General features: G+C 64.9%; 19 protein-coding genes. 13 read left to right on the forward strand and 6 right to left on the reverse strand.

The window, feature by feature from the left end:
* Positions 1-35: 35 nt before the first annotated feature.
* Positions 36-857, reverse strand: a complete 822-nt coding sequence (gene fdhD / locus DFR67_RS22075) for a formate dehydrogenase accessory sulfurtransferase FdhD (protein ID WP_110471631.1) — start codon at positions 855-857, stop codon at positions 36-38.
* Positions 857-3154: an FdhF/YdeP family oxidoreductase gene (locus DFR67_RS22080; RefSeq protein WP_110471706.1), complete on the reverse strand. Its 2298-nt coding sequence runs from the start codon at positions 3152-3154 to the stop codon at positions 857-859. Before DFR67_RS22080 ends, fdhD begins: the two co-directional genes overlap by 1 nt.
* Positions 3155-3222: 68 nt before the next feature.
* Between DFR67_RS22080 and DFR67_RS22085 the strand changes: the two genes are divergently transcribed.
* From DFR67_RS22085 to proB, 11 genes are all read left to right on the forward strand, one after another.
* Positions 3223-3828 (forward strand): molybdenum cofactor guanylyltransferase, encoded by a 606-nt coding sequence (locus DFR67_RS22085; protein WP_110471632.1) that lies wholly within the window; start codon positions 3223-3225, stop codon positions 3826-3828.
* A gap of 55 nt (positions 3829-3883) precedes the next feature.
* Positions 3884-6559, forward strand: a complete 2676-nt coding sequence (locus DFR67_RS22090) for a valine--tRNA ligase (protein WP_110471633.1) — start codon at positions 3884-3886, stop codon at positions 6557-6559.
* Positions 6556-7974, forward strand: coding sequence for a bifunctional tetrahydrofolate synthase/dihydrofolate synthase (folC, locus tag DFR67_RS22095; RefSeq protein WP_110471634.1), 1419 nt, complete (start codon positions 6556-6558; stop codon positions 7972-7974). Before DFR67_RS22090 ends, folC begins: the two co-directional genes overlap by 4 nt.
* The gene (locus DFR67_RS22100; protein ID WP_110471635.1) at positions 7971-8387 is read left to right on the forward strand and encodes a DUF4233 domain-containing protein; all 417 of its coding nucleotides are present in this window, start codon (positions 7971-7973) and stop codon (positions 8385-8387) included. The genes folC and DFR67_RS22100 overlap by 4 nt, the downstream gene beginning before the upstream one ends.
* Positions 8388-8534: 147 nt before the next feature.
* Positions 8535-8927, forward strand: a complete 393-nt coding sequence (locus DFR67_RS22105) for a hypothetical protein (RefSeq protein WP_110471636.1) — start codon at positions 8535-8537, stop codon at positions 8925-8927.
* A 60-nt stretch (positions 8928-8987) separates the two neighbouring features.
* Positions 8988-9401: a nucleoside-diphosphate kinase gene (gene ndk / locus DFR67_RS22110; protein ID WP_110471637.1), complete on the forward strand. Its 414-nt coding sequence runs from the start codon at positions 8988-8990 to the stop codon at positions 9399-9401.
* Positions 9402-9763: 362 nt separating this feature from the next.
* Positions 9764-13309, forward strand: a complete 3546-nt coding sequence (locus DFR67_RS22115) for an Rne/Rng family ribonuclease (RefSeq protein ID WP_110471638.1) — start codon at positions 9764-9766, stop codon at positions 13307-13309.
* A 171-nt stretch (positions 13310-13480) separates the two neighbouring features.
* Entirely contained in the window at positions 13481-13792 is a 312-nt protein-coding gene (rplU, locus tag DFR67_RS22120) for a 50S ribosomal protein L21 (protein ID WP_110471639.1), read from the forward strand.
* A gap of 32 nt (positions 13793-13824) precedes the next feature.
* Positions 13825-14088, forward strand: coding sequence for a 50S ribosomal protein L27 (gene rpmA / locus DFR67_RS22125; protein ID WP_084838633.1), 264 nt, complete (start codon positions 13825-13827; stop codon positions 14086-14088).
* Positions 14089-14187: 99 nt separating this feature from the next.
* On the forward strand, positions 14188-15657 hold the full coding sequence (gene obgE / locus DFR67_RS22130; RefSeq protein WP_110471640.1) for a GTPase ObgE: 1470 nt from the start codon (positions 14188-14190) through the stop codon (positions 15655-15657).
* Positions 15647-16753, forward strand: coding sequence for a glutamate 5-kinase (proB, locus tag DFR67_RS22135; protein ID WP_110471707.1), 1107 nt, complete (start codon positions 15647-15649; stop codon positions 16751-16753). The genes obgE and proB overlap by 11 nt, the downstream gene beginning before the upstream one ends.
* Before the next feature lie 30 nt (positions 16754-16783).
* Here proB and DFR67_RS22140 read toward each other — a convergent pair whose 3' ends face one another.
* From DFR67_RS22140 to ectA, 4 genes are all read right to left on the reverse strand, one after another.
* Complete coding sequence (locus DFR67_RS22140; protein WP_110471708.1) at positions 16784-17653, reverse strand: Sir2 family NAD-dependent protein deacetylase; 870 nt, start codon at positions 17651-17653, stop codon at positions 16784-16786.
* 213 nt (positions 17654-17866) lie between these two features.
* Positions 17867-18265, reverse strand: a complete 399-nt coding sequence (locus DFR67_RS22145; protein ID WP_110471641.1) for an ectoine synthase — start codon at positions 18263-18265, stop codon at positions 17867-17869.
* A gap of 38 nt (positions 18266-18303) precedes the next feature.
* Positions 18304-19581, reverse strand: a complete 1278-nt coding sequence (gene ectB / locus DFR67_RS22150; RefSeq protein ID WP_110471642.1) for a diaminobutyrate--2-oxoglutarate transaminase — start codon at positions 19579-19581, stop codon at positions 18304-18306.
* 178 nt (positions 19582-19759) lie between these two features.
* The gene (gene ectA, locus DFR67_RS22155; protein WP_110471643.1) at positions 19760-20281 is read right to left on the reverse strand and encodes a diaminobutyrate acetyltransferase; all 522 of its coding nucleotides are present in this window, start codon (positions 20279-20281) and stop codon (positions 19760-19762) included.
* A 186-nt stretch (positions 20282-20467) separates the two neighbouring features.
* Between ectA and rsmD the strand changes: the two genes are divergently transcribed.
* Both rsmD and coaD read left to right on the forward strand, forming a co-directional pair.
* The gene (gene rsmD / locus DFR67_RS22160) at positions 20468-21046 is read left to right on the forward strand and encodes a 16S rRNA (guanine(966)-N(2))-methyltransferase RsmD (RefSeq protein ID WP_110471709.1); all 579 of its coding nucleotides are present in this window, start codon (positions 20468-20470) and stop codon (positions 21044-21046) included.
* Between the two features lie 13 nt (positions 21047-21059).
* Positions 21060-21533 (forward strand): pantetheine-phosphate adenylyltransferase, encoded by a 474-nt coding sequence (coaD, locus tag DFR67_RS22165; protein WP_110471644.1) that lies wholly within the window; start codon positions 21060-21062, stop codon positions 21531-21533.
* The last annotated feature ends 208 nt before the right edge of the window (positions 21534-21741 follow it).

Consider the following 21741-nt stretch of genomic DNA (forward strand, 5'->3'; position numbering starts at 1 on the left):
AGAACGCCGACGGGATATCTCCCGTCGGCGTTTTCTCATTCCAGCACTCGGTGCCCGCCGGAGTAGACGTTCATGGACTCGCCGCGAAGGAAGCCGATGATCGTCAGGTCGCTCTCGTTTCCGAGGTCGACAGCAAGAGATGACGGGGCCGAGACGGCCGCGAGGATCGGGATACCGGCCATCACCGCCTTCTGTGCCAGTTCGAACGATGCGCGACTCGAGACCATCAGGATGGTCTCGCGCAGGGGCAGCGAACGCTGCTGTACCGCCCAGCCGATGACCTTGTCCACCGCGTTGTGCCGCCCCACATCCTCGCGCGCCACGAGCAGGGTCCCGTCGGTTCGGAACAGGGCCGCGCCGTGGACCCCACCGGTGAGCTCGAAGGTCTTCTGGGCTCTGCGGAGTTGCTCGGGCAGGCCCGTGAGGGTCGCGACGTCCACGGTGCACTGATCGTCGGCAGGCCGGTAGGCGGACTTGAGCCGCACCGCGTCGAGTGAGGCCTTTCCGCAGACCCCGCACGACGAGGTGGCGTAGAAGTTCCGGGTAGCGGTCTCCGGGAGCGAGCCCGGCTCACGCAATGCCACGTCGAGGACGTTGTAGGTGTTGCGTCCCTGGTCGTCGACGCCGTCGCAGTAGCGGATGATGCTGATGTCGTCGGCACCGGAGATGATGCCTTCGGTCAGCAGGAAACCATGAGTGAGATCGATATCGGATCCAGGGGTACGCATCGTCACCGCCAAGGATTGGCCGCCGATCCTGATCTCGAGTGGTTCTTCGACGGCGAGGACGTCGGCCCGGGCGTCGGTGCTGCCCGGACGGATGCGCCGCACTCGCGTTCGGCTGCTGACCCTGCCCATCAGCAGGCCTCGATGCGGACGGTGATCGCCTTGGAGACAGGTGTGTTCGACTTGGCTGCAACATGTTCCAGGGGCACAAGTGGATTGGTTTCCGGATAGTAGGCTGCGGCGTTTCCACGCGGCGTCGGGTACGCGACCACCCGGAACGCGTGGACCCGGCGTTCCTCCAGGCCTGCCGCTCCGTTGAACTCCGAGATCAGGTCGACGTTCTGCCCGTCGGCCAGACCGAGCGCTGTGATGTCCTCGGGGTTGAGCAGCACTATGTTTCGGTCGCCCTTGATTCCGCGATACCTGTCGTCGTGACCGTAGATCGTGGTGTTGTACTGGTCGTGACTGCGCATGGTCTGCAGGATCACCCGGCCATGCGGAACACGTAGCCACTGCAGTGGATTGGTCGCGAGGTTGGCTTTTCCGGTGCTGGTGGGAAAGGTCCGGGTATCTCGTGGGGGGTGCGGCAACACGAAGCCGTCCGGATGGCGCACTTTGGAGTTGAAATCCTCGAACCCCGGGATGACCCGGGAGATGTGGTCACGAATCAGGTCGTAGTCGGCGGGGAAACGTGACCAGGGCACCGGGTGATCTGGTCCGAGGGTGGCCTCGGCGAGCCCGCTGATGATGGCGACCTCGCTGCGTAGTTCGTCACCGGAGGGCGGGAGTGAACCGCGGGACAGGTGCACCACCGACATCGAATCCTCCACGGTGACCTCCTGCTTGCGGCCGCCGCTGATGTCCCGGTCGGTGCGGCCCAGGGTCGGAAGGATCAGCCCGACCGACCCCGAACGCAGGTGTGAGGCATTGAGTTTTGTGCTCACCTGCACAGTGAGACGGCAGGTTCCCATGGCGGCTGCAGTTGCGTGGGTATCGGGCGAAGCGGAGACGAAGTTGCCGCCCATCGCGATGAACACCTTGATGTCGCCGGCAGCCATGGCCCGAATCGTGTCCACGGTGTCGAAGCCGTGGTTGCGCGGCACCTCGATGCCGAACTCGTGGTCGAGGGCGTCGAGGAAGTCGTCGGGCATCTTCTCCCAGACGCCCATCGTCCGGTCACCCTGGACGTTCGAGTGACCGCGGACAGGGCACACACCTGCGCCCGGCTTGCCGATCATCCCGCGCAGCAACAGAACATTGGTGAGCTCTTCGATGGTCGCGACCCCGTGTGCCTGCTGCGTCAAACCCATGGCCCAGCAGATGATGGTTCGGCGGGAGTTGATCAGGCGGTCGGCGGTCTCGCGCAGTTGCGTCTCGGTCAGGCCGGTCGCCTGCACGATCTCAGCGAGGTCGACCGTCTCGACCTCGGCCAGGTAGTCGTCGACCCCGAGGCAGTGCTCGTCGATGAACGCGTGATCGAAAACCGTTCCGGGATTCTGTTTCTCGGCATCCAGGAGGAGTTTGGCAAGGCCTCGGAACAGGGCCATGTCCCCACCGATCCGGATCTGCAGGAACTCGTCGGCCAACGCGGTGCCCTTACCGAAGACCCCGCCCACCTTCTGTGGATCCTTGAACCGCAGGAGCCCCGCCTCCGGGAGGGGGTTGACCGCGATGATGGTCGCGCCCCGTCCCTTCGCCTTCTCGAGCGTCGAGAGCATCCGGGGGTGGTTGGTGCCGGGATTCTGTCCCGCGATGATGATGAGGTCGGCGTTCTCGAGATCGGGTACGGATACCGACCCCTTACCGATCCCGATGGCCTCGATCAGGGCGCTGCCCGACGACTCGTGGCACATGTTCGAGCAGTCGGGGAGGTTGTTGGTGCCGAACGACCGTGCGAACAGCTGGTAGAGGAACGCCGCCTCGTTGCTCGTGCGGCCGGAGGTGTAGAACGCTGCCTGATCAGGGTTGTCCAGGCCGGCCAGTTCGTCGGCGATGAGGGTGAAGGCCTGGTCCCACCGGATCGGCCGGTAGTGGTCGTCTCCGTCGGTGAGCACCATCGGATGGGTGATCCGGCCCTGCTGGGACAGCCAGTACTCCGACTTCTCGCGAAGCGCCGAAACGGTGTGTGCGGCAAAGAAGTCGGGTCCGACAGTGCGCGTGGTCGCCTCTTCGGCGACGGCTTTCGCACCGTTCTCGCAGAACTCCGCATGCTTGCGGTGGCCCGGCGTCTCGGGCCATGCGCAACCGGGACAGTCGAAGCCGTCACGCTGGTTGAGCGCGGTGAGAGTACGCGCCGTCCGGGTCGTGCCCATCTGCTTCACCGAGCGCGCAAGAGCGACCGCCACCGCCGGTACCCCCGCCGCCCAACCCTTGGGCGGATGTTGCTCGACTTCGTGCGACTTCGGTTCGGGTACTGATTCGACGTTCATGGCATCCATCATCACCCTGTGCATCCGTTTTCGCCCACAGCGCTCCCGCGCTCGCGTTAACTGTGTCCATGGATGTTGCACAGATTGGCGCAGTGGTCTTGGCCGGCGGCGCGTCGAAGCGAATGGGTAGTGACAAGGCGGCATTGGAGTGGAACGGGGAATCGATGCTCGGCCGCATCACCCGGATCGTCTCCGAACGTTGCGATCCGGTCCTCGTCGTCGCTCGTGAGGGGTCACCCGCCTATCGGGGGCTCGGCGAAGGACAGTCCGATACCGGACAGATCAACTGGGTCACCGACGAGAAGCCCGGGGCGGGTCCGCTCGGTGGCCTCGTCACCGGTTTGGTCGCTGCGGCGGCGGCCGGACGAGATGTCGTGTTCGTGTGCGCGACGGACATGCCGCTGGTGAGCGCGGAGATGGTGGACGAGTTGCTTCGCGGGCTCTCGGAGTCGGACGACGCCGCGATCGCCGTGGACTCGCAACGAGCGCACCCGCTGGCGGGCGTCTACCGCACCAGGGCGTCGGGGATACTCGCTGACCTCGTCGCTTCCGGTGAACGCCGCATGCTCGCGGCCGTCGATGCGTTGCGGACCAACCGCGTCACGCTGACCGATCCGACCTGGTTGACCAACGTCAACGCGCCCGAAGACCTGCACCGGCTCCGGGTGCCCTGAGCCGCGCACCACCTGCGCTGTTCTCGCTCGCGCGGCGACTGCCTAGAATTGGCCGGTGACCGAATCGTCCCCGCACGCCGAAACCAGTTCCGCCACCCTGCCCAAGACCTGGGACCCAGGGGCGCACGAGGCGGAGTTGTACCGGAACTGGGTAGACGCCGGCTACTTCACCGCAGACGCGGCGAGTGAGAAGCCGCCGTTCTCGATCGTGTTGCCACCCCCCAACGTGACGGGCTCGCTGCACATGGGGCATGCGTTGGACCACGTCCTGATGGACGCCATGTGCAGGCAGCGCCGGATGCGTGGTTATGAGGTCCTGTGGCTGCCGGGTATGGACCACGCGGGAATTGCCACCCAGTCGCTCGTGGAGCGGCAATTGGCCACTGAGGGCATCAACCGCGGCGACATCGGACGCGACGACTTCATCGAGCGGGTCTGGAAGTGGAAGGCAGAATCGGGCGGCACCATCGGCGCGCAGATGCGCAGCCTCGGCGACGGCGTGGATTGGTCCCGTGAACGTTTCACCATGGATGACGGGCTGTCGCGCGCCGTGCAGACAGTGTTCAAGCAGATGTTCGACGAGGGCCTGATCTACCGCGCCGAGCGCCTGGTCAACTGGTCCCCGGTCCTGCAGACCGCGATCAGTGACATCGAGGTGAAGTACTCAGACGTCGAAGGCGAGCTCGTCAGCTTCCGGTACGGCTCGCTCGACGACACACAGCCGCACATCGTGGTCGCCACGACCCGGCTCGAGACGATGCTCGGCGACACCGCGATCGCCGTGCATCCCGACGACGACCGATACCGGCATCTCGTGGGTACCGAGCTCGACCACCCCTTCGTCGATCGCCGGATCCCCGTGGTCGCAGACGATTACGTCGACCCGGAATTCGGTACCGGCGCAGTGAAGATCACGCCGGCACATGATCCCAACGACTTCGCCCTCGGCGCCCGGCACAATCTTCCGATGCCGACGATGATGGACGAGACCGCGCACGTCACCGGTACCGGAACCGAGTTCGACGGACTCGATCGCTACGAGGCCCGCGCGAAGATCCGGGAAGTGCTCGCCGAGCAGGGCCGCATCGTGAAAGAGGTGCGGCCGTACCTGCACAGCGTGGGGCATTCCGAGCGCAGCGGTGAACCGATCGAGCCGCGCCTGTCCATGCAGTGGTGGGTGCGCGTGGAAACGTTGGCCAAAGCGGCGGGAGACGCGGTCCGGTCGGGTGAGACCGTGATCCATCCCGCGTCGCTCGAGCCACGCTGGTTCGGCTGGGTCGACGACATGCACGACTGGTGTATCTCGCGGCAGTTGTGGTGGGGACATCGGATCCCCGTCTGGTACGGGCCGGACGGCGACATGGTGTGTGTGGGACCGGGCGAGGAGGCCCCGGCAGGGTACGTCCAGGACAACGATGTCCTCGACACCTGGTTCTCGTCGGGACTGTGGCCGTTCTCGACCATGGGATGGCCTGAGGTCGGCGACGATCTGAAAAAGTTCTACCCGACATCGGTCCTGGTCACCGGTTACGACATCATCTTCTTCTGGGTCGCCCGCATGATGATGTTCGGCACGTACGTGGCGAAGTCGCTGGGGGAGCAGACCGGTACAGACACACCCGTCCCGTTCCGGAATGTGTTCTTGCACGGGCTCGTGCGCGACGAGCACGGCAGCAAGATGTCGAAGTCCAAGGGCAACGGCATCGACCCTCTGGACTGGGTGAACCAATACGGCGCGGATGCCCTCCGGTTCACGCTGGCGCGGGGCGCGAATCCGGGCGGCGATCTGTCCGTCGGTGAGGGCCATGCACAGTCATCGCGCAACTTCGCGACCAAGTTGTTCAATGCGACCAAGTTCGCTCTGATGAACGGCGCCGCGGTGGGGGATCTGCCTGCGCGTGATCAGCTCACGGACACCGACCGCTGGATACTCGACCGGCTCGAGCAGGTGCGTGCCGACGTCGATGCGGGTTTCGAGGCCTACGAGTTCTCCAAGGCCTGCGAGGCGCTGTTCCACTTCGCATGGGATGAGTTCTGTGACTGGTATCTCGAGCTGGCCAAGGTGCAGTTCGCGCGTGGCGACGACGCCGTCACGGCAGCAACGAAACTCGTACTCGGCAACGTACTCGACGCACTGATGCGGATGCTGCATCCGTTCATGCCCTTCGTGACCGAGGTGCTGTGGAAAACACTCACCGGAGGCGAGTCGGTGGTGATCGCCGACTGGCCTGAGGCATCGGGCCACGCAGTGGACCTGACCGCCCGGCATCGGGTGGAGGACACCCAGCGATTGATCACCGAGATCCGTCGGTTCCGCAGCGATCAGGGTGTCAAGGACTCGCAGCGGGTGGCCGTCGAACTGGAGGGACTCGACGAGGCGGGGTTGTCCCATCAACGTGACTATCTCGATTCGCTGGCGCGGCTCGACCCCGCCGGCGCAGACTTCTCGGCCACTGCGACCATCGAGGTCCGACTGCGCGAGAGGACGGTCATCGTGCGCATCGACACCTCAGGGACCATCGATGTCGAGGCCGAGAAGCGGCGGCTGACCAAAGATCTGGCGACCAACGAGAAGGAACTCGCCGGCACCACGGCCAAGCTCGGAAACGAGCAGTTCCTCTCCAAGGCTCCGGATGCGGTGGTCGACAAGATCCGCGGCCGTCAGCAGGTGGCGCGCGATGAAGTCGCCAGGATCACCGCCGCACTGGCCGCGCTGGGAGGCCAATCGTGACCCAGCCGGAGCCGACCCGGCCGACAGCCGACGACCTGGCCGAGCTGGGTGAGGTCGAGGCCTCACTCGACACGAGGTGGCCCGAGACCAAGATCGATCCGTCCCTGGCGCGGATCTCGGCGTTGATGGACCTGCTGGGATCCCCGCAGCGCGGGTATCCGGCCATCCATGTGGCCGGAACCAACGGTAAGACATCGGTGACCAGGATGATCGACTCCCTGCTCACCGCCTTTCACCGGCGCACGGGGCGGATCACCAGTCCCCATCTCCAACTGGCGACCGAACGCATTTCCATCGACGGGGTGCCCATCACACCCCGCGCCTACGTGGACACCTATCGCGAACTCGAGCCGTACATCGACATGATCGACGATCGATCGTTGGCGGCCGATGGACCCCGGATGAGCAAGTTCGAGGTCCTGACGGCAATGGCGTACACCGCGTTCGCCGAGGCGCCCGTCGAGGTGGCCATCGTCGAGACGGGCATGGGAGGACGCTGGGACGCCACCAACGTCATCGACGCCACGGTCGCCGTCATCACCCCGATCGCGCTCGACCACGCCGATTACCTCGGCGACACGCTCACCGAGATCGCGGGGGAGAAAGCCGGGATCATCAAGAAGGCGCCGGAGTCGCTGGTACCCACAGATCCCGTGACGATCCTCGCGGTGCAGGAAAAAGAAGTCGCCGACGTGCTCCTTCGAGCAGCTGTCGAAGCGGATACGTTCGTCGCGCGAGAGGGTTCGGAGTTCGCGGTGCTCGAGCGCCGGGTGGCCGTCGGGGGACAGCTGTTGACCCTGCAGGGCCTCGGCGGCGAATACCCCGAGATCTTCCTGCCGCTGCACGGTGCCCATCAGGCATCGAACGCTGCCCTCGCGCTCGCCGCCGTCGAGGCTTTTTTCGGCGCCGGGACGGAGCGCCAGCTCGATTCCGAGTTGGTCCGCGCAGGCTTTGCCGCAGCGACCAGTCCGGGTCGACTCGAGCGGGTGCGGTCGGCGCCAACGGTTTTCCTGGACGCCGCCCACAATCCGCATGGGGCGGCGGCGCTGGCGGCGGCGCTCTCGGACGAATTCGATTTTCGTCGACTGATCGGGGTCGTCAGTGTGCTGGCGGACAAGGATGTTGCGGGCTTGCTTGCCGCATTCGAACCGGTCTTCGACGTCATCGTGTTGACGCACAACGGATCCCCGCGCGCGATGGATCCCGAGGGTTTGGCCGAGGTGGCCACCGAGATCTGTGGCGAGGACAGGGTGAAGGTCCACGGATTCCTGCCCGACGCCGTCGAGGCGGCGATCGAGCTCGCCGAGGAGAATCTGGATGATTCCGAAGGGATGTCCGGTACAGGCGTCGTGATCACCGGCTCGGTCGTCACCGCAGGTGCGGCACGCACGTTGTTCGGGAAGGATCCGGCATGAGCAACGAATCCTCCGATGTACCAGCCAGGTTCACGCCACCGACCGTCGACCCGTGGCGGGGTCTGCGTGGGGTGATGGCGGGCACGTTGATCCTCGAGGCGATCGTGGTGCTGCTGGCCTTTCCCATCGTCGTTCGGGTCGGCGGTGGGCTGACCATCGCGTCCGGGATCTACCTCGGGGTGCTCACAGCGGCGATGATCCTGGGTTCGGGACTGCAGGGCAGGTCCTGGGCGCTGCCGTACGACCTTGCGTTGCAGGTGATCACGATCGCCGGATGGATATTCCACTGGTCCATCGGGGCCGTCGGGGTCGTATTCATGATCGTGTGGCTCTACATCGCCTACATCAAACGCGATGTCCGGCTACGCATGGAACGCGGACTGTTGAACGGGCAGGAACGCATCGCCGACTGAACCGGCCCGCAGAGGGCAGTTCGACGGGGCGGGTCGATGTTGCGGGAACGTGACCTGAAAACTCCCGATTCGGGTTTCGCTCGGCGCGGGGTGCTGACAAGATCGCAGGCACAGCACCCCTGAAGCGTTCGAAAGGTACACATATATATGTCACGCTCCACAAAGTTCGTTCCTGCCGCACTCGCCGCCGCGGGAGCCGCCTGCGTCATCGCGGGAACCGTGTCAGGAGCGGGAGCTGCTTTCGCGGAGGCGAGTTCGCCGATGCCCGTGGGGGACAGTCAGTTCGGCTATATCGCGACCCACGCGTTGACCCAGAGCGCAGCGGATATGAACCTTCCGGAGTTCGTCGCCTCGATCCCGGTACCGCCCGAGTACAAGCCGGCCAATCTCGCGCTCGCGGCTCGTTTCGACATCGTGGTCGATGAGGCTCTCGCGTCGCCCGGTGGCTGCATTCAGGTGGTCATCGACCCTGCCCCCACCTCCGGTGGTGTCTTCAGTTACGGATTCTTCGCCGTCGAAGGTGAGTACTGCCAGCCCTAGTCGGCTGGTCCTTTCCGGTCGGTTCGTCGTCTCGATCCGCCGTCGGGTTAGTCTTACCGGGTGACTGAACGGACTCTGGTACTGATCAAGCCCGACGGCGTCGAGCGCGGACTGGTCGGCGACATCATCGAGCGCATCGAGCGCAAGGGCCTGACCCTTGTCGCCCTCGAACTCAAGACCGTCGGCGATGACGTCGCGGCCGGCCATTACGCCGAGCACGAGGGCAAACCCTTCTATCCTTCTCTCCTCGAATTCATCACGTCGGGGCCTCTGGTGGCAGCTGTGCTGGAGGGCCCGCGCGCTGTGGCCGCATTCCGTCAGATCGCCGGCGGCACCGACCCTGTGGAAAAAGCCGTCCCGGGAACCATTCGGGGCGACTATGCACTGAGTACTCAGTTCAATCTCGTGCACGGCTCGGACTCGCCGGATTCGGCTGAGCGGGAAATTGCTTTGTGGTTCCCTGACCTCGGCTGACAGGTCGACGCGACGCTCGATTCCGGGTGATGTCGGTGGACTCGGCAGCGCCGGGTCGGTTGTGTGGGATACTGACAACGGTTGTCGAGCCCACTGCTCTGTTCAATGGACAAGGGGAGCCGACCACCAGATGATCAGTTCGTGTGCTCGGTCCCCACTCAGGTGGTTTTTCACCTGTCGTGGTGTGGACATCGTGGCACTCGGGCAGTAGTCAAGTCATCACGCCAGGCGTCGCCGGTGAATGCGAGAAGTTCTCGCGGAAATCGGGCGAAGCGAGACCTACAATCCCGGCTCCGGCCGGGTAAATAGCACAGCCCTCGCGTGGCCGCGTTTATCCGCGCCCGGGGGCTCGAGGAGAATACGTGGCCGACAACCAGTCGCCGGACGAAGTCAATACGAATTCGGCGCAAGAGTTTCCGCACAAGATGCGTGTGCACGCGCTGGCCAGAATTCTTGGTCTGAGCAGTCGTGAGGTGCTGGTGCACCTCGCGGATCTCGGGATCGTGGCACGCAGCCCACAGTCGAGCATCGTCAGAAGCACCGCTATCGCGGTTCGCGACAAGATCGCCGCTGGTGACGAAGCCGCAGGTGACGGCGTAGCAGACGCCGGTGTTGCCGAGGTTCCAGGCGAAGCCCCTGCAGACACCGGGCAGGATGCCCCGCCGTCGGCAGCACCGGTGGCCGACGAACAAGCACCCGCCCCGGTGGAGCCCGTGGTTCCCCGGGACACCCCGGAGCCGGCACCGCCCGCGCTGGAAGAGCCCGGGTCCGGGCCCGTCGTGACCGACGCGACCGCTGCCGAGGCACCCGACGAGGTCGCCGCATCCGTCGAGGTACTGCCCACCGAGGTGCCCTCCGAAGATCTGCCGTCGGCGACATCGACCCCACACCTTTTCTCGGCGATCGAGGAAGAGCTGCCGCGAACCAGCACGGCTCCGGTGACACCGGCGGCCGGTGGTTCGCCGCTGTTCCTGTCGGCGGAGCAGCCGGTCGACGCCGACGACAACGCTGATCAGGACGATGCCGACGACGACGGCGACGGAGACACTGCGTCCCGCAAGCGTCGACGCGGTCGACGTGGCCGTGGCCGCGGTCGCGGTGACCAGGGCGGAACCGACGATCAGAGCGGTTCCGGAGAAAGCGGTGGGTCGGACGATCACGACATCGTCGCCGATGCATCAACCTCCGGTGGCGAGACCGAAGCTGCGGAGTCATCGGACGAAGCGGTCGTTTCGGATGTCACGTCAGATGAAGCGGAGCAGTCCGACAAGCCCGACGTCAAGAGCAGCAAGCGCAAGCGGAGCCGGCCGAAGAAGCCCAGGACCGAAGGCGAGCAAGGCGGCGACGAGGCGTCGACGTCCGACGCCCCGGCCGCACCGGACACCGACGACCAGTCGAAAGATTCGTCAGAGTCCGATTCGGACACTGATGCGGAATCCGCAGACTCGGATGAGCAGGACGATTCCGGTTCGGCCAATCGGCGTCGCAGGCGGCGCCGCCGGCGCAAGGGCGGCGACGGAGACGACTCCGGACCCTCGGACGATCCGCCGAACACCGTGGTGCACGAGCGCGAACCGCGTAACAAGCCACGCGTACGCGACGAGGTCCAAGGGATCTCAGGGTCCACCCGCCTCGAGGCGAAACGCCAACGACGGCGCGACGGGCGCGATGCGGGCCGCAGGCGGCCACCGATTCTGAGTGAATCGGAGTTCTTGGCACGGCGCGAAGCCGTCGACCGCGTGATGGTCGTCCGTGAGCGCTCCGGTGTCGCGGCGACCGTCACCCACGACGCCCATGGTGACGATGCCGGCGAGAACGAGTCGCAGGCCACCCGCGACTACACCCAGGTCGCCGTCCTCGAGGACGGCGTGCTGGTCGAGCACTTCGTGACCACGTCGAACTCGTCGTCCATGGTCGGCAACATCTATCTCGGCCGGGTGCAGAACGTGCTGCCGGGCATGGAAGCGGCATTCGTCGACATCGGCCGGGGGCGCAACGGCGTGCTCTACGCCGGTGAGGTCAACTGGGATGCCGCCGGCCTCGACGGTGGCTCGCGCAAGATCGAGCAGGCGCTACGCCCTGGCGATCCGGTTCTCGTGCAGGTGAGCAAGGACCCGGTAGGACACAAGGGTGCTCGGCTGACCACGCAGATCTCGCTGGCGGGTCGTTACCTCGTGTACGTGCCCGGTGGAGGATCCACCGGGATCAGCCGCAAGCTGCCCGACACCGAGCGCAAGCGGCTCAAGGGCATCCTCGGCAAGATCGTCCCCGACGATGCCGGCGTGATCATCCGGACCGCGTCCGAGGGGGTGGCCGCCGATGAGCTGACCCGCGACATCGAACGTCTGCAGCAGCAGTGGGAGACCATCAACGCTGCCAACCCCGCCGCGGGCAAATCGAAGGCGGCAGCTCCGCAGACCCTGTACGAAGAGCCGGACCTGCTGGTCAAGGTCGTTCGTGACCTGTTCAACGAGGACTTCAAGAAGCTCGTCGTCGAAGGCAACGGGGCCTGGACACAGGTCGAGAACTACGTCCGCAGTGTCGCCCCTGACCTGCTCGATCGCACGGAGCGATTCGACAAAGCCCACGCCGACGCGCCGGACGTGTTCGACGTGCATCGCATCGACGAACAGCTCGCGAAGGCGCTCGATCGCAAGGTCTGGCTACCTTCCGGCGGAACGCTGATCATCGAGCACACCGAGGCGATGACGGTCGTCGACGTCAACACCGGCAAGTTCACCGGTTCCGGGGGCAACCTCGAAGAGACGGTCACCCGGAACAACCTCGAAGCCGCCGAGGAGATCGTGCGTCAGATGCGCCTTCGGGACATCGGCGGCATGATCGTCGTCGACTTCATCGACATGGTCCTCGAATCGAACCGTGACCTGGTCCTGCGCAGGCTCACCGAGGCCCTCGGCCGCGATCGCACTCGCCATCAGGTGTCCGAGGTGACTTCCCTCGGGCTGGTCCAGATGACTCGTAAACGTCTCGGTACCGGGCTGCTCGAGGCGTTCTCGACCACGTGCACGTGCTGCAACGGCCGGGGGATCGTCATACATGCGAACCCCGTCGAGATCTCCGGAGCCGACGACTCCGGTCGCGGCGGCAACGGTGGTGGCGACAACACCAAGCGAGCCAGGCGCAATCGGCGTGGTGGCAAGCCTGAACAGCCTGCTGCGACCGAGACCAAGCCCGCCGCCCACAGCCCCGCGGAGCACCCGATGTTCCGCGCCATGGCGAGCCACACGACCGACCCCGACGCCGCTGATCCGGAGGCGCCGACCGCTGAGGTCACCGGTGAAGAACTGAAGGACTTCGAGGTCACGGACTCCGCAGCGAATCTGGTGGAGTCCGAATCCACCGACACCGCGGACGACTCGGCTGCGCCGGAGGTCCCGACGCGGGCCAATGGTTCTTCCAGGTCGAGGCGCGCGTCCGGTCGAAATGCGAAGACGGCGGCGGCCGGCAACACCTCGGTTACTGCCGAGACCCCGTACATCGAGACCCAGCGCATTGAAACCCAACGCACTGAGACCCCGCGCACTGAAACCCTGGATTCCTCGCCTGTCGAGGATTCGCTGGCGCCCGTTGTCGCGGACGACTCAGGTGTCACCACCGAGTCCACCCTCGCGCCGGAACCCGACCATGTCGCAGAGGCGGCACCGGCGCCGAAGCGTCGCCGCGCGGTCCGCCGCAAAGCAGCAGCCCCGGCGGCGACCTCTCCGGATGCGGCCGTGATCACCGATGTCATCACGGCGGAAGCGGTCACGACTCCACCATTGACCACCTCGGCCCCCATGACGACCTCGGGGTCGACCACAGCATCCGACGAACCGGCCGTCGCGGTGCGACGCAAACCGCGTCGTCGGGCGGCCGGTCGCCCGGCCGGTCCGCCGGTGGAAGAGTGAGCAGCGCCACGGCGCGGGAGGCTGGTTTGACCCGGTCGGCCATACTCCCGTAACCTGGATCAGTCGCCATTCGGCGGACGGATAGCGCTGTGTGTATTGCGGCGCCCGGCCGGATCGGCAACGGGCAAGAGCCCGAACGAACCACGACAGACAGTAAGAGGTAGCTCTCCGATGGCAACGTACGCAATCGTCAAGACCGGCGGTAAGCAGTACAAGGTCGCTGAAGGCGATCTGGTGAAGGTCGAGAAGATTGACAGCAAGCTGGGCGACACCGTCTCGCTGCCCGTGACGCTTGTCGTCGACGGTGCGGATCTGACGACAGATGTCGACAAGCTGGCGAAGATCTCGGTGACCACCGAGGTCGTCGAGCATGTCAAGGGACCGAAGATCAAGATCCACAAGTTCAAGAACAAGACCGGCTACCACAAGCGCCAGGGGCATCGTCAGAAGCTGACGATCCTCAAGGTCACCGGTATCAAGTAACCAGCCCCCATACACTTTTCAGGAGAACTGTCATGGCACATAAGAAGGGTGCATCCAGCTCGCGTAACGGGCGCGATTCGAATGCCCAGCGACTCGGTGTGAAGCGCTTCGGTGGCCAGCAGGTCAGCGCAGGCGAGATCCTGGTCCGTCAGCGCGGCACGCACTTCCATCCCGGCGTCAACGTCGGGCGTGGCGGCGACGACACTCTGTTTGCCCTCGCTGCAGGTGCTGTCGAGTTCGGTGCGAAGCGCGGCCGCAAGACCGTGAACATCGTGCCGGAACCTGCGCAGGCCTGAACCCGCGTAGCCAGCTTTTCATAGCTCCCAAGGGGCGGGCAGGGTCAATCGATCCGGTCCGCCCCTTAGGAATTCTCCGAACTCTCTCAAGGTGAAAAAATGTCGAGATTTGTTGACCGCGTAACGATCCACGCGACCGCGGGCAACGGGGGACATGGCTGCTCGTCAGTGCACCGCGAGAAGTTCAAACCGCTTGGCGGACCCGATGGCGGCAACGGTGGTAATGGCGGCGACGTCACCCTCGTGGTCGACCCGCAGGTTCACACGCTGCTCGACTTCCACTTCCATCCCCACGCGAAAGCCGGGAACGGTCGTCCGGGTGCAGGTGCCAATCGTGACGGCTCCAACGGGGAACCGTTGATCCTCCCCGTTCCCGACGGCACCATGGTCCTCGATGCCGAGGGTCGGCTGCTCGCTGATCTGGTCGGTGAGGGCACCACTTTCGCGGCCGCGTCAGGAGGTCGCGGTGGCCTGGGCAACGCCTCGCTCGCGTCCAGGGCGCGGAAGGCGCCCGGTTTCGCGCTCAATGGCGAGGAAGGTGAGGTCCGCGAGCTCGTTCTCGAACTCAAGTCCGTCGCAGACGTCGGGTTGGTGGGTTTCCCGTCGGCGGGCAAGTCCTCGCTCGTGTCCGTGCTGTCGGCGGCCAAGCCCAAAATTGCTGATTACCCGTTCACCACCCTTCGACCCAACCTCGGTGTGGTCAACAGTGGTTCGGATGTGTTCACCATCGCCGATGTCCCCGGTCTGATCCCGGGTGCATCCGAGGGTCGCGGTCTCGGCCTCGACTTCCTGCGGCATCTCGAGCGATGTGCGGTCCTGGCACACGTGGTCGACTGCGCCACCCTGGAGCCCGGCCGTGACCCGATCACCGACATCGACGTGCTCGAAGGTGAACTGGCGGCCTATCAGCCTGCACTGCAGTCCGATACCGGGCTGGGCGAGCTGGCGAACCGGCCTCGTGTGGTCATCCTGAACAAGATCGACGTTCCGGACGCCGCAGAACTGGCCGAGATGGTGACCGCGGAACTGTCGGAGCGCGGCTGGCCGGTGTTCTCGATCTCGGCCGTCACCCACAAGGGCCTGAAAGAACTCACCTACGCTCTCGCCGATCTGGTACGGCAGTACCGCATCGATCACCCCAAGCCGATCGCTCGACGCCCGGTGATCCGACCGGTCGCGACCGACGACAACGGCTTCTCGATCATCTCGGATCCGGCCGAGCCGGGCGGGTTCATCGTCCGTGGCGTACGCCCGGAACGTTGGATCAAGCAGACCCAGTTCAGCAACGACGAGGCCGTCGGGTATCTCGCCGACCGGCTCAACCGTCTCGGCGTCGAGGCCGAGCTGATCAAACTGGGCGCCGAAGCGGGCTGTTCGGTGACCATCGGAGAAGTGACCTTCGAATGGGAACCCATGACCCCGGTGGCCGAGGACTTCCCGATGAGCGGGCGTGGATCCGACATCAGGCTCGATCGCCCCGAACGCATCGGCGCCACGGACCGGAAGATCGCCCGGCGTCTGCGTCGCGGCCTGGACCCCGAACTCGAGGAACCCGACGATCGTGGATAGTGTTACTCGGCAACGTATCTCGGGTGCACGCAGTGTTGTCGTCAAAATCGGTTCGTCGGCTCTGACAGAGTTGGCCACCGGCTTGGACACCGGTCGGCTCGACGCCCTCGCCGACGCGATCGAAACTCGGATGCGTGCCGGTTCGGATGTCATCGTGGTCTCGTCCGGCGCCATCGGTGCCGGTATCGCGCCGTTGGGATTGAAGACACGGCCGCAGGATCTGGCGACCAAACAAGCCGCGGCCAGTGTCGGCCAGTTGGCGCTGGCTCACGCCTGGAACACGTCTTTCGCCCGTTACGACCGAACGGTCGGGCAGGTGTTGCTGACGGCCCACGACGTATCGCTGCGCGCTCACCATGCAAACGCCCAGCGGACCCTCGACAGGTTGCGTTCGCTCGGTGCGGTCGCGATCGTGAACGAGAACGACACGGTGGCCACCAACGAGATCCGGTTCGGCGACAACGATCGACTCGCGGCCCTGGTGGCCCACCTGGCGGGAGCCGATGCGCTCGTTCTGCTGTCGGACGTGGACGGTCTGTACGACGGCGATCCTCGCAAGGGCGATGCGACCCTGATCCCGGAGGTCGACGGACCCGAGGATCTCGATGGGGTCATCGCCGGCACCGGTGGTGCGCTGGGCACCGGAGGAATGGCGTCGAAGCTGTCTGCAGCGCGGCTGGCCGCCGACGCCGGTTTGCCTGTGTTGCTGGCTGCAGCTGCCGATGCCGATGCTGCACTGACCGACGCATCGGTCGGCACTGCCTTTGCGCCTCGAGCGCAACGACTTTCGGCACGTAAATTCTGGGTCAGGCACGCCGCGGAGGCCACCGGCCGACTCGTACTCGATGACGGTGCCGTGCATGCCGTGTCCACGGCACGGCGCTCTCTGCTGTCTGCGGGGATCGTCGCCGTCGCCGGACGATTTTTCGGCGGCGATGTCGTCGACCTCGCCGATCAGACCGGCCAGGTCAGGGCACGTGGAGTGGTGGCCTACGACGCCTCGGAGGTCGGTGAGATGCTCGGCAAGTCGAGCAGCGCACTCCCGGCTGATCTGCGCCGCCCCGTCGTCCACGCCGACGACCTGGTGACGCTGTGATTCGGGGTTCGACCAACGACGATCGTCGGTTCAGACCAGCGACGTCAGTACCTGAGAGCACGGACCGTCGATCTTCATCGTAGCCAGCTCGTCTCCGCGGGTGTGGCCGCGATTGACGATGAAGACCGGCTTACCGGTTCGTCTGGCGTGGCGAACGAATCGCAGCCCGCTCATCACCGTCAGCGACGAACCCAGAACCAGTAGGGCGTCTGCATCGTCGACCATCGAAAACCCCTGCGTGACAACAGACTTTGACACGCTTTCACCAAAGTAGACGATGTCGGGTTTGAGGATGCCGCCGCACACCTGACAGTCGATCATGGTGAAGTCGGTGGTGTCGGCAACGACAACATCCGCGTCGGGCGCGACTTCGATGGCGCCGCGGCCTCGGATTCGGCTGACGAAGTCGGCGTTGGCAGGCTCGAGTAGGTCGGCGAGATGATGGCGGGAGATCTGGTGGTCGCAACGCAGGCATCTCACGCGTCCGTAGGAACCGTGGAGTTCGAGAACGGCGCGGTTCCCGGCCTTGAGGTGCAGCATGTCGACATTCTGGGTGATCACTCCGCTGAGCGCGCCACGTCGTTCCAGCGCCGCGAGGGCGCGATGGCCTGCGTTGGGGAGTGCTGAATCCATATGCCGCCAGCCGAGGTGATTGCGGGCCCAGTAATGGCGGCGGAACTCGGCCGTGCTCAAGAACATGTCGATGGTCATGGGGGCCCGGGCAGGGGTGCCCGGGCTCCGATAGTCGGGGATGCCCGAATCCGTCGAGATGCCGGCGCCGGTCAGCGCGAGGGTGCGTCCACCGGACAGCAGTTCGCCGAGCCGGTCGATGCGGTCGGGCAGGTCCGGGTCGGGCGTCGTCGGCTGGGCTGGTGCCCACTGAACGGGGCGAGTACGCACTTCATCCACAGTACCGGCACTCACCAGCTATCCACGCGGGCAAAGGCCCGGCACCCTGATCAGGGGTGCCGAGCCTTTGTGGGTTCGGCCGTCGGAGGTGTGCGCGGCGACGGTTCGGGGGCGGGCGAACCTGGTGTCTTCGTGTAAACGCCAGGCCAGCGCTACCCGGCGAAGGCCCGGCCGCGAACTGCGCGCGCGTGGGGCCGAACCCCGTCAGGTGCCGACGGTCACGAGGGGGTAGACCCCGTTTTCGTCGTGCGTTTCGTTGCCGACGACGGGTGGGTTGAACACGCACAGCATGACCATCTGGGTATCGGCCTTTACGGTGTGCCGCTCATGGCCGTTGAGCAGGTACATGGAGCCGGGCCCCAGTGGGTAGACCTCACCGGTCTCCCTGTCGGTCAACGTGCCCTCACCTTCGACGAGCCACACGGCCTCGACGTGGTTCGCGTAGTGGAACTCGTTGACAGAGCCCGCCTTGATGGTGGTCTCGTGGAACGAGAATCCGACTTTGTCGCCGCCGAGCACGATGCGCTTGGAACGCCAGTTGCCGTTCTCTGCTTCGATGTCTCGCTCTGTGCCGGTTATTTCTTGGGTGGTGCGCACGATCATGTGGTGAAATCCTTTCGATAGCTCAGATTTCGGCGTAATCAGGAGTTGAGGACCTCGGCGGTGGCCTGTCCGAGGATGGCCAAGCCCTGGTCGAGTTCCTCGTTGGTGATGGTCAGTGGAGGCAGCAACTTCACGACCTCATCCGACGGTCCGGACGTCTCCGCCAGCAGCCCACGGTCGTACGCGAGGCCGCAGACCTTGGCGGCTGCGTCGGCATCTTCGAAGACCAGGCCCTGCACCATGCCGCGGCCACGAGTGCTGATGCCCTGGTGTGCACTGCACAGCGAGATGAAGAAGTCGCGGATGCGCTCGCCCTTGGCGATGACCTCTTTTTCGAAGGTGTCGTCCGACCAGTACTCTTCGATCGCCCTCTTTGCAGTGACGAAGGCCGGGTTGTTACCGCGGAAGGTGCCGTTGTGCTCGCCCGGGCCCCAGACGTCCAGTTCGGGTTTGAACAGGGTCAGGGCCATGGGCATCCCGTAGCCGCCGATCGACTTCGACAGTGTCACTATGTCCGGCTGGATTCCCGCAATCTCGAAGGAGAAGAACGGGCCGGTGCGTCCGCAACCCATCTGCACATCGTCGACGATCAGCAGGATCTCCCGACGCTTGCACAGCTCGGCCAGGGCCTGGAGCCATTCGGGCCGTGCGACATTCACGCCGCCCTCGCCTTGGACCGTCTCGACAATCACGGCCGCAGGCCGGTTGAGGCCGCTGCCCGAGTCGTCGAGAACCCGCTCGAACCAGCTGAAATCCTCGACCACTCCGTCGAAGTAGTTGTCGAAGGGCATCGGGGTGGCGTGCACCAGCGGGATCCCTGCGCCTGCACGCTTCATCGAGTTACCGGTGACGGACAGCGAGCCCAGAGTCATTCCGTGGAATGCATTGGTGAAGTTGATGATCGATGTTCGACCGGTCACCTTCCTCGCGAGCTTGAGTGCGCTCTCGACAGCGTTGGTCCCGGTCGGTCCGGGGAACTGGACCTTGTAGTCGAGCCCGCGGGGGGCGAGTATCTTGTCCTGGAACGTCTGCAGGAACTCGCCTTTGGCGACGGTCGACATGTCGAGTCCGTGAGTGATCCCGTCGCTCTCGATGTAGTCGAGCAGCGCAGCCTTCAGGATCGGGTTGTTGTGCCCGTAGTTCAAGGCGCCGGCACCTGCGAAGAAGTCGAGGTATTGCTTGCCGTCGCGGTCGGTCAGCCACGCGCCCTTCGCCGTGGTGAAGATCGCGGGCCAGCCGCGGCTGTAGCTGCGGACCTCGGACTCGCGGGTCTCGAATATGTTGCTGGAAAAGGTTTCTTGAACAGATGCAGTCATTTCGTCCTCCGAGGGTGCGAAAATTCAGTCGTAGATTCGACTGTTGGGCAGCCGTCTTTCGACTGATGAACAAAGTGCAGGCGGGTGGGCGGGTGGCTTCCGGCCCTCCCGGGAACGACCGGTTACAGGTCGTGAAGGGTCGACCCGGTAGGTCGGCCGCTATCGCGAGCAAGAATGGTCAGCGTCGCGGGGCGACGATGTACAGATCTTCTGCTTCGTGGTCATCCGGAAAGTCGTTGGGAGAGAACAAATCTTCCCGACGGAAATCCATTCCGCGACGTTCGGCCAGACCTGCGAACAAGGCCTGCGAGGCGGTGTTGTCCGGGCTGATGGTGGTGTGCAGGGTGGTGATGCCGCGAGGTTCCAGTCGGTCCATCAACTGGCTGAGCATCTTTCCGGCCAGGCCGAGTCCCCGCTGGTCGGCGTCGACAGCTACCTGCCACACCATGACCACGTCGGGAAGTTGAGGGCGCAGGTAGCCGGTCACGAATCCGACCACTTTGCCGTCCACTTCGGCGACCACTGACGTCTGGGCGTAATCCTGACACCACAGGAGGTAGGCGTAACTCGAGTTCAGATCGAGAACTTTCGAGTCACGGGCGATTTCCCAGAGCCGGACTCCGTCGGAAACCTTTGGCTTACGAAATGCCACCGCGTCCGGCGCGGCGGTTAGGGTAGCGCTGATCTGAGTTGGGCTCATATCGATTTTCAAGTTAACAAGGCATCACACCAATGTCACCCACGTGCGGAAATTGGTGCCGAAAGCACCCCCGTAAGCCCTGCTCAACGGTGCTTTGTGAGGTGGGTCACAAATACTTGATCTGTTCAACCATTGCAGACGCGTCCCGGTGTGGATCCGGGGGTGGACACCCCGGACAATGGGCGCATGACCCGCATCATTGCCGGCGTCGCCCGGGGTAGACGATTGTCGGTACCCGAGACGGGTACGCGGCCCACCACCGATCGTGTCCGGGAAGCAGTCTTCAACATCCTTGCGGCCCGCCTCGACTTCGAGGGGGCTGCCGTCCTCGACCTGTTCGCAGGGTCGGGAGCGCTGGGGCTCGAAGCGCTCTCGCGCGGCGCCGCATCCGTGGTCCTGGTCGAGTTCGACGGCAAGGCGGCAAAGGTGATCACCGAGAACATCCGGGCCACCGGCCTCGCCGGAGCCGTCCTCGCGCGTCGGCGGGTGGCGGACCATCTTCGGAAGTCCGGGTCAGTCGCTGACATCGTGTTCGCCGATCCGCCCTACGACCTACCGGACGAGCAACTGTCCGAGCTGTTGCGCATGCTCGGCGGAGGGAGCGTCGCCGAGGGTGGGCTCGTGGTCCTAGAGCGAGCTGCCCGCAGCGCCCCGACTCCGTGGCCCGAGCAGTTCGGCCAGGTCGAGGTGCGTCGGTACGGCGAGACCCGCGTCGAGCTGGCTCAATTCGCGTCCTTGGTCGAAGGTGCGCACACACCGGGCTGATAACTTGGCAGCCATGTCCGGAGCCGTGTGTCCAGGATCTTTCGACCCGGTGACCTCCGGTCACCTCTTCGTGTTCGAGCGTGCCGCTGCCCGTTTCGACGAATTGGTGATCCTTGTGACCGTCAATCCGAAGAAGAGTGGGCTGTTCAGCATCGAGGAAAGACTCGACCTGATCAGAGAGACCACTGCGCACCTGCCGAATGTTCGCGTCGACAGCTGGCAGGGTCTGCTCGTCGACTTCGTGCGTGAGCAGGGCCTCGACACCATCGTCAAGGGGTTGCGAGGGGCCGTCGACTTCGAGTACGAACTGCCGATGGCTCAGATGAACCGGGATCTGACGGGTGCGGAGACGCTCTTCCTGCTCACCGACCCGCGGCTGGCGCATGTCTCCAGTTCGCTGGTGAAAGAGGTCGCGCGACTCGGTGGCGGGGTGGAAGATTTTCTGCCACCGGCGGTGCACCGGCAACTGATGGCGAAACTTCTCTGACGAACGTCGCCGCTGACGTCGATTCTCTCCTTTCACCGGGTATGCGCTGCGCAATCGTCTTACCGTAGAACCGACACACCGGCCCGCTTGCGGCGTCACAGGCGCAACATTGGGCACAATAGTCACAGAATTAACACCAACCACTGATCGCACTGTGACGAGGACGAGTCGACCTGGCTCGTTCGACATGTGCGGCGAGGAGTGAGGT

This window comes from Williamsia limnetica (genome assembly GCF_003217475.1).
In the GTDB taxonomy this organism is placed as follows: Bacteria; Actinomycetota; Actinomycetes; order Mycobacteriales; family Mycobacteriaceae; genus Williamsia; species Williamsia limnetica.

Excerpts from the sequence above, each read along its gene's own strand:
- fdhD (WP_110471631.1), bottom strand. The coding sequence starts at position 857 with ATGGGCAGGGTCAGCAGCCGAACGCGAGTGCGGCGCATCCGTCCGGGC.
- DFR67_RS22080 (WP_110471706.1), bottom strand. The coding sequence starts at position 3,154 with ATGAACGTCGAATCAGTACCCGAACCGAAGTCGCACGAAGTCGAGCAA.
- DFR67_RS22085 (WP_110471632.1), top strand. The coding sequence starts at position 3,223 with ATGGATGTTGCACAGATTGGCGCAGTGGTCTTGGCCGGCGGCGCGTCG.
- DFR67_RS22100 (WP_110471635.1), top strand. The coding sequence starts at position 7,971 with ATGAGCAACGAATCCTCCGATGTACCAGCCAGGTTCACGCCACCGACC.
- DFR67_RS22105 (WP_110471636.1), top strand. The coding sequence starts at position 8,535 with ATGTCACGCTCCACAAAGTTCGTTCCTGCCGCACTCGCCGCCGCGGGA.
- rplU (WP_110471639.1), top strand. The coding sequence starts at position 13,481 with ATGGCAACGTACGCAATCGTCAAGACCGGCGGTAAGCAGTACAAGGTC.
- rpmA (WP_084838633.1), top strand. The coding sequence starts at position 13,825 with ATGGCACATAAGAAGGGTGCATCCAGCTCGCGTAACGGGCGCGATTCG.
- obgE (WP_110471640.1), top strand. The coding sequence starts at position 14,188 with ATGTCGAGATTTGTTGACCGCGTAACGATCCACGCGACCGCGGGCAAC.
- DFR67_RS22145 (WP_110471641.1), bottom strand. The coding sequence starts at position 18,265 with ATGATCGTGCGCACCACCCAAGAAATAACCGGCACAGAGCGAGACATC.
- ectB (WP_110471642.1), bottom strand. The coding sequence starts at position 19,581 with ATGACTGCATCTGTTCAAGAAACCTTTTCCAGCAACATATTCGAGACC.
- ectA (WP_110471643.1), bottom strand. The coding sequence starts at position 20,281 with ATGAGCCCAACTCAGATCAGCGCTACCCTAACCGCCGCGCCGGACGCG.
- rsmD (WP_110471709.1), top strand. The coding sequence starts at position 20,468 with ATGACCCGCATCATTGCCGGCGTCGCCCGGGGTAGACGATTGTCGGTA.
- coaD (WP_110471644.1), top strand. The coding sequence starts at position 21,060 with ATGTCCGGAGCCGTGTGTCCAGGATCTTTCGACCCGGTGACCTCCGGT.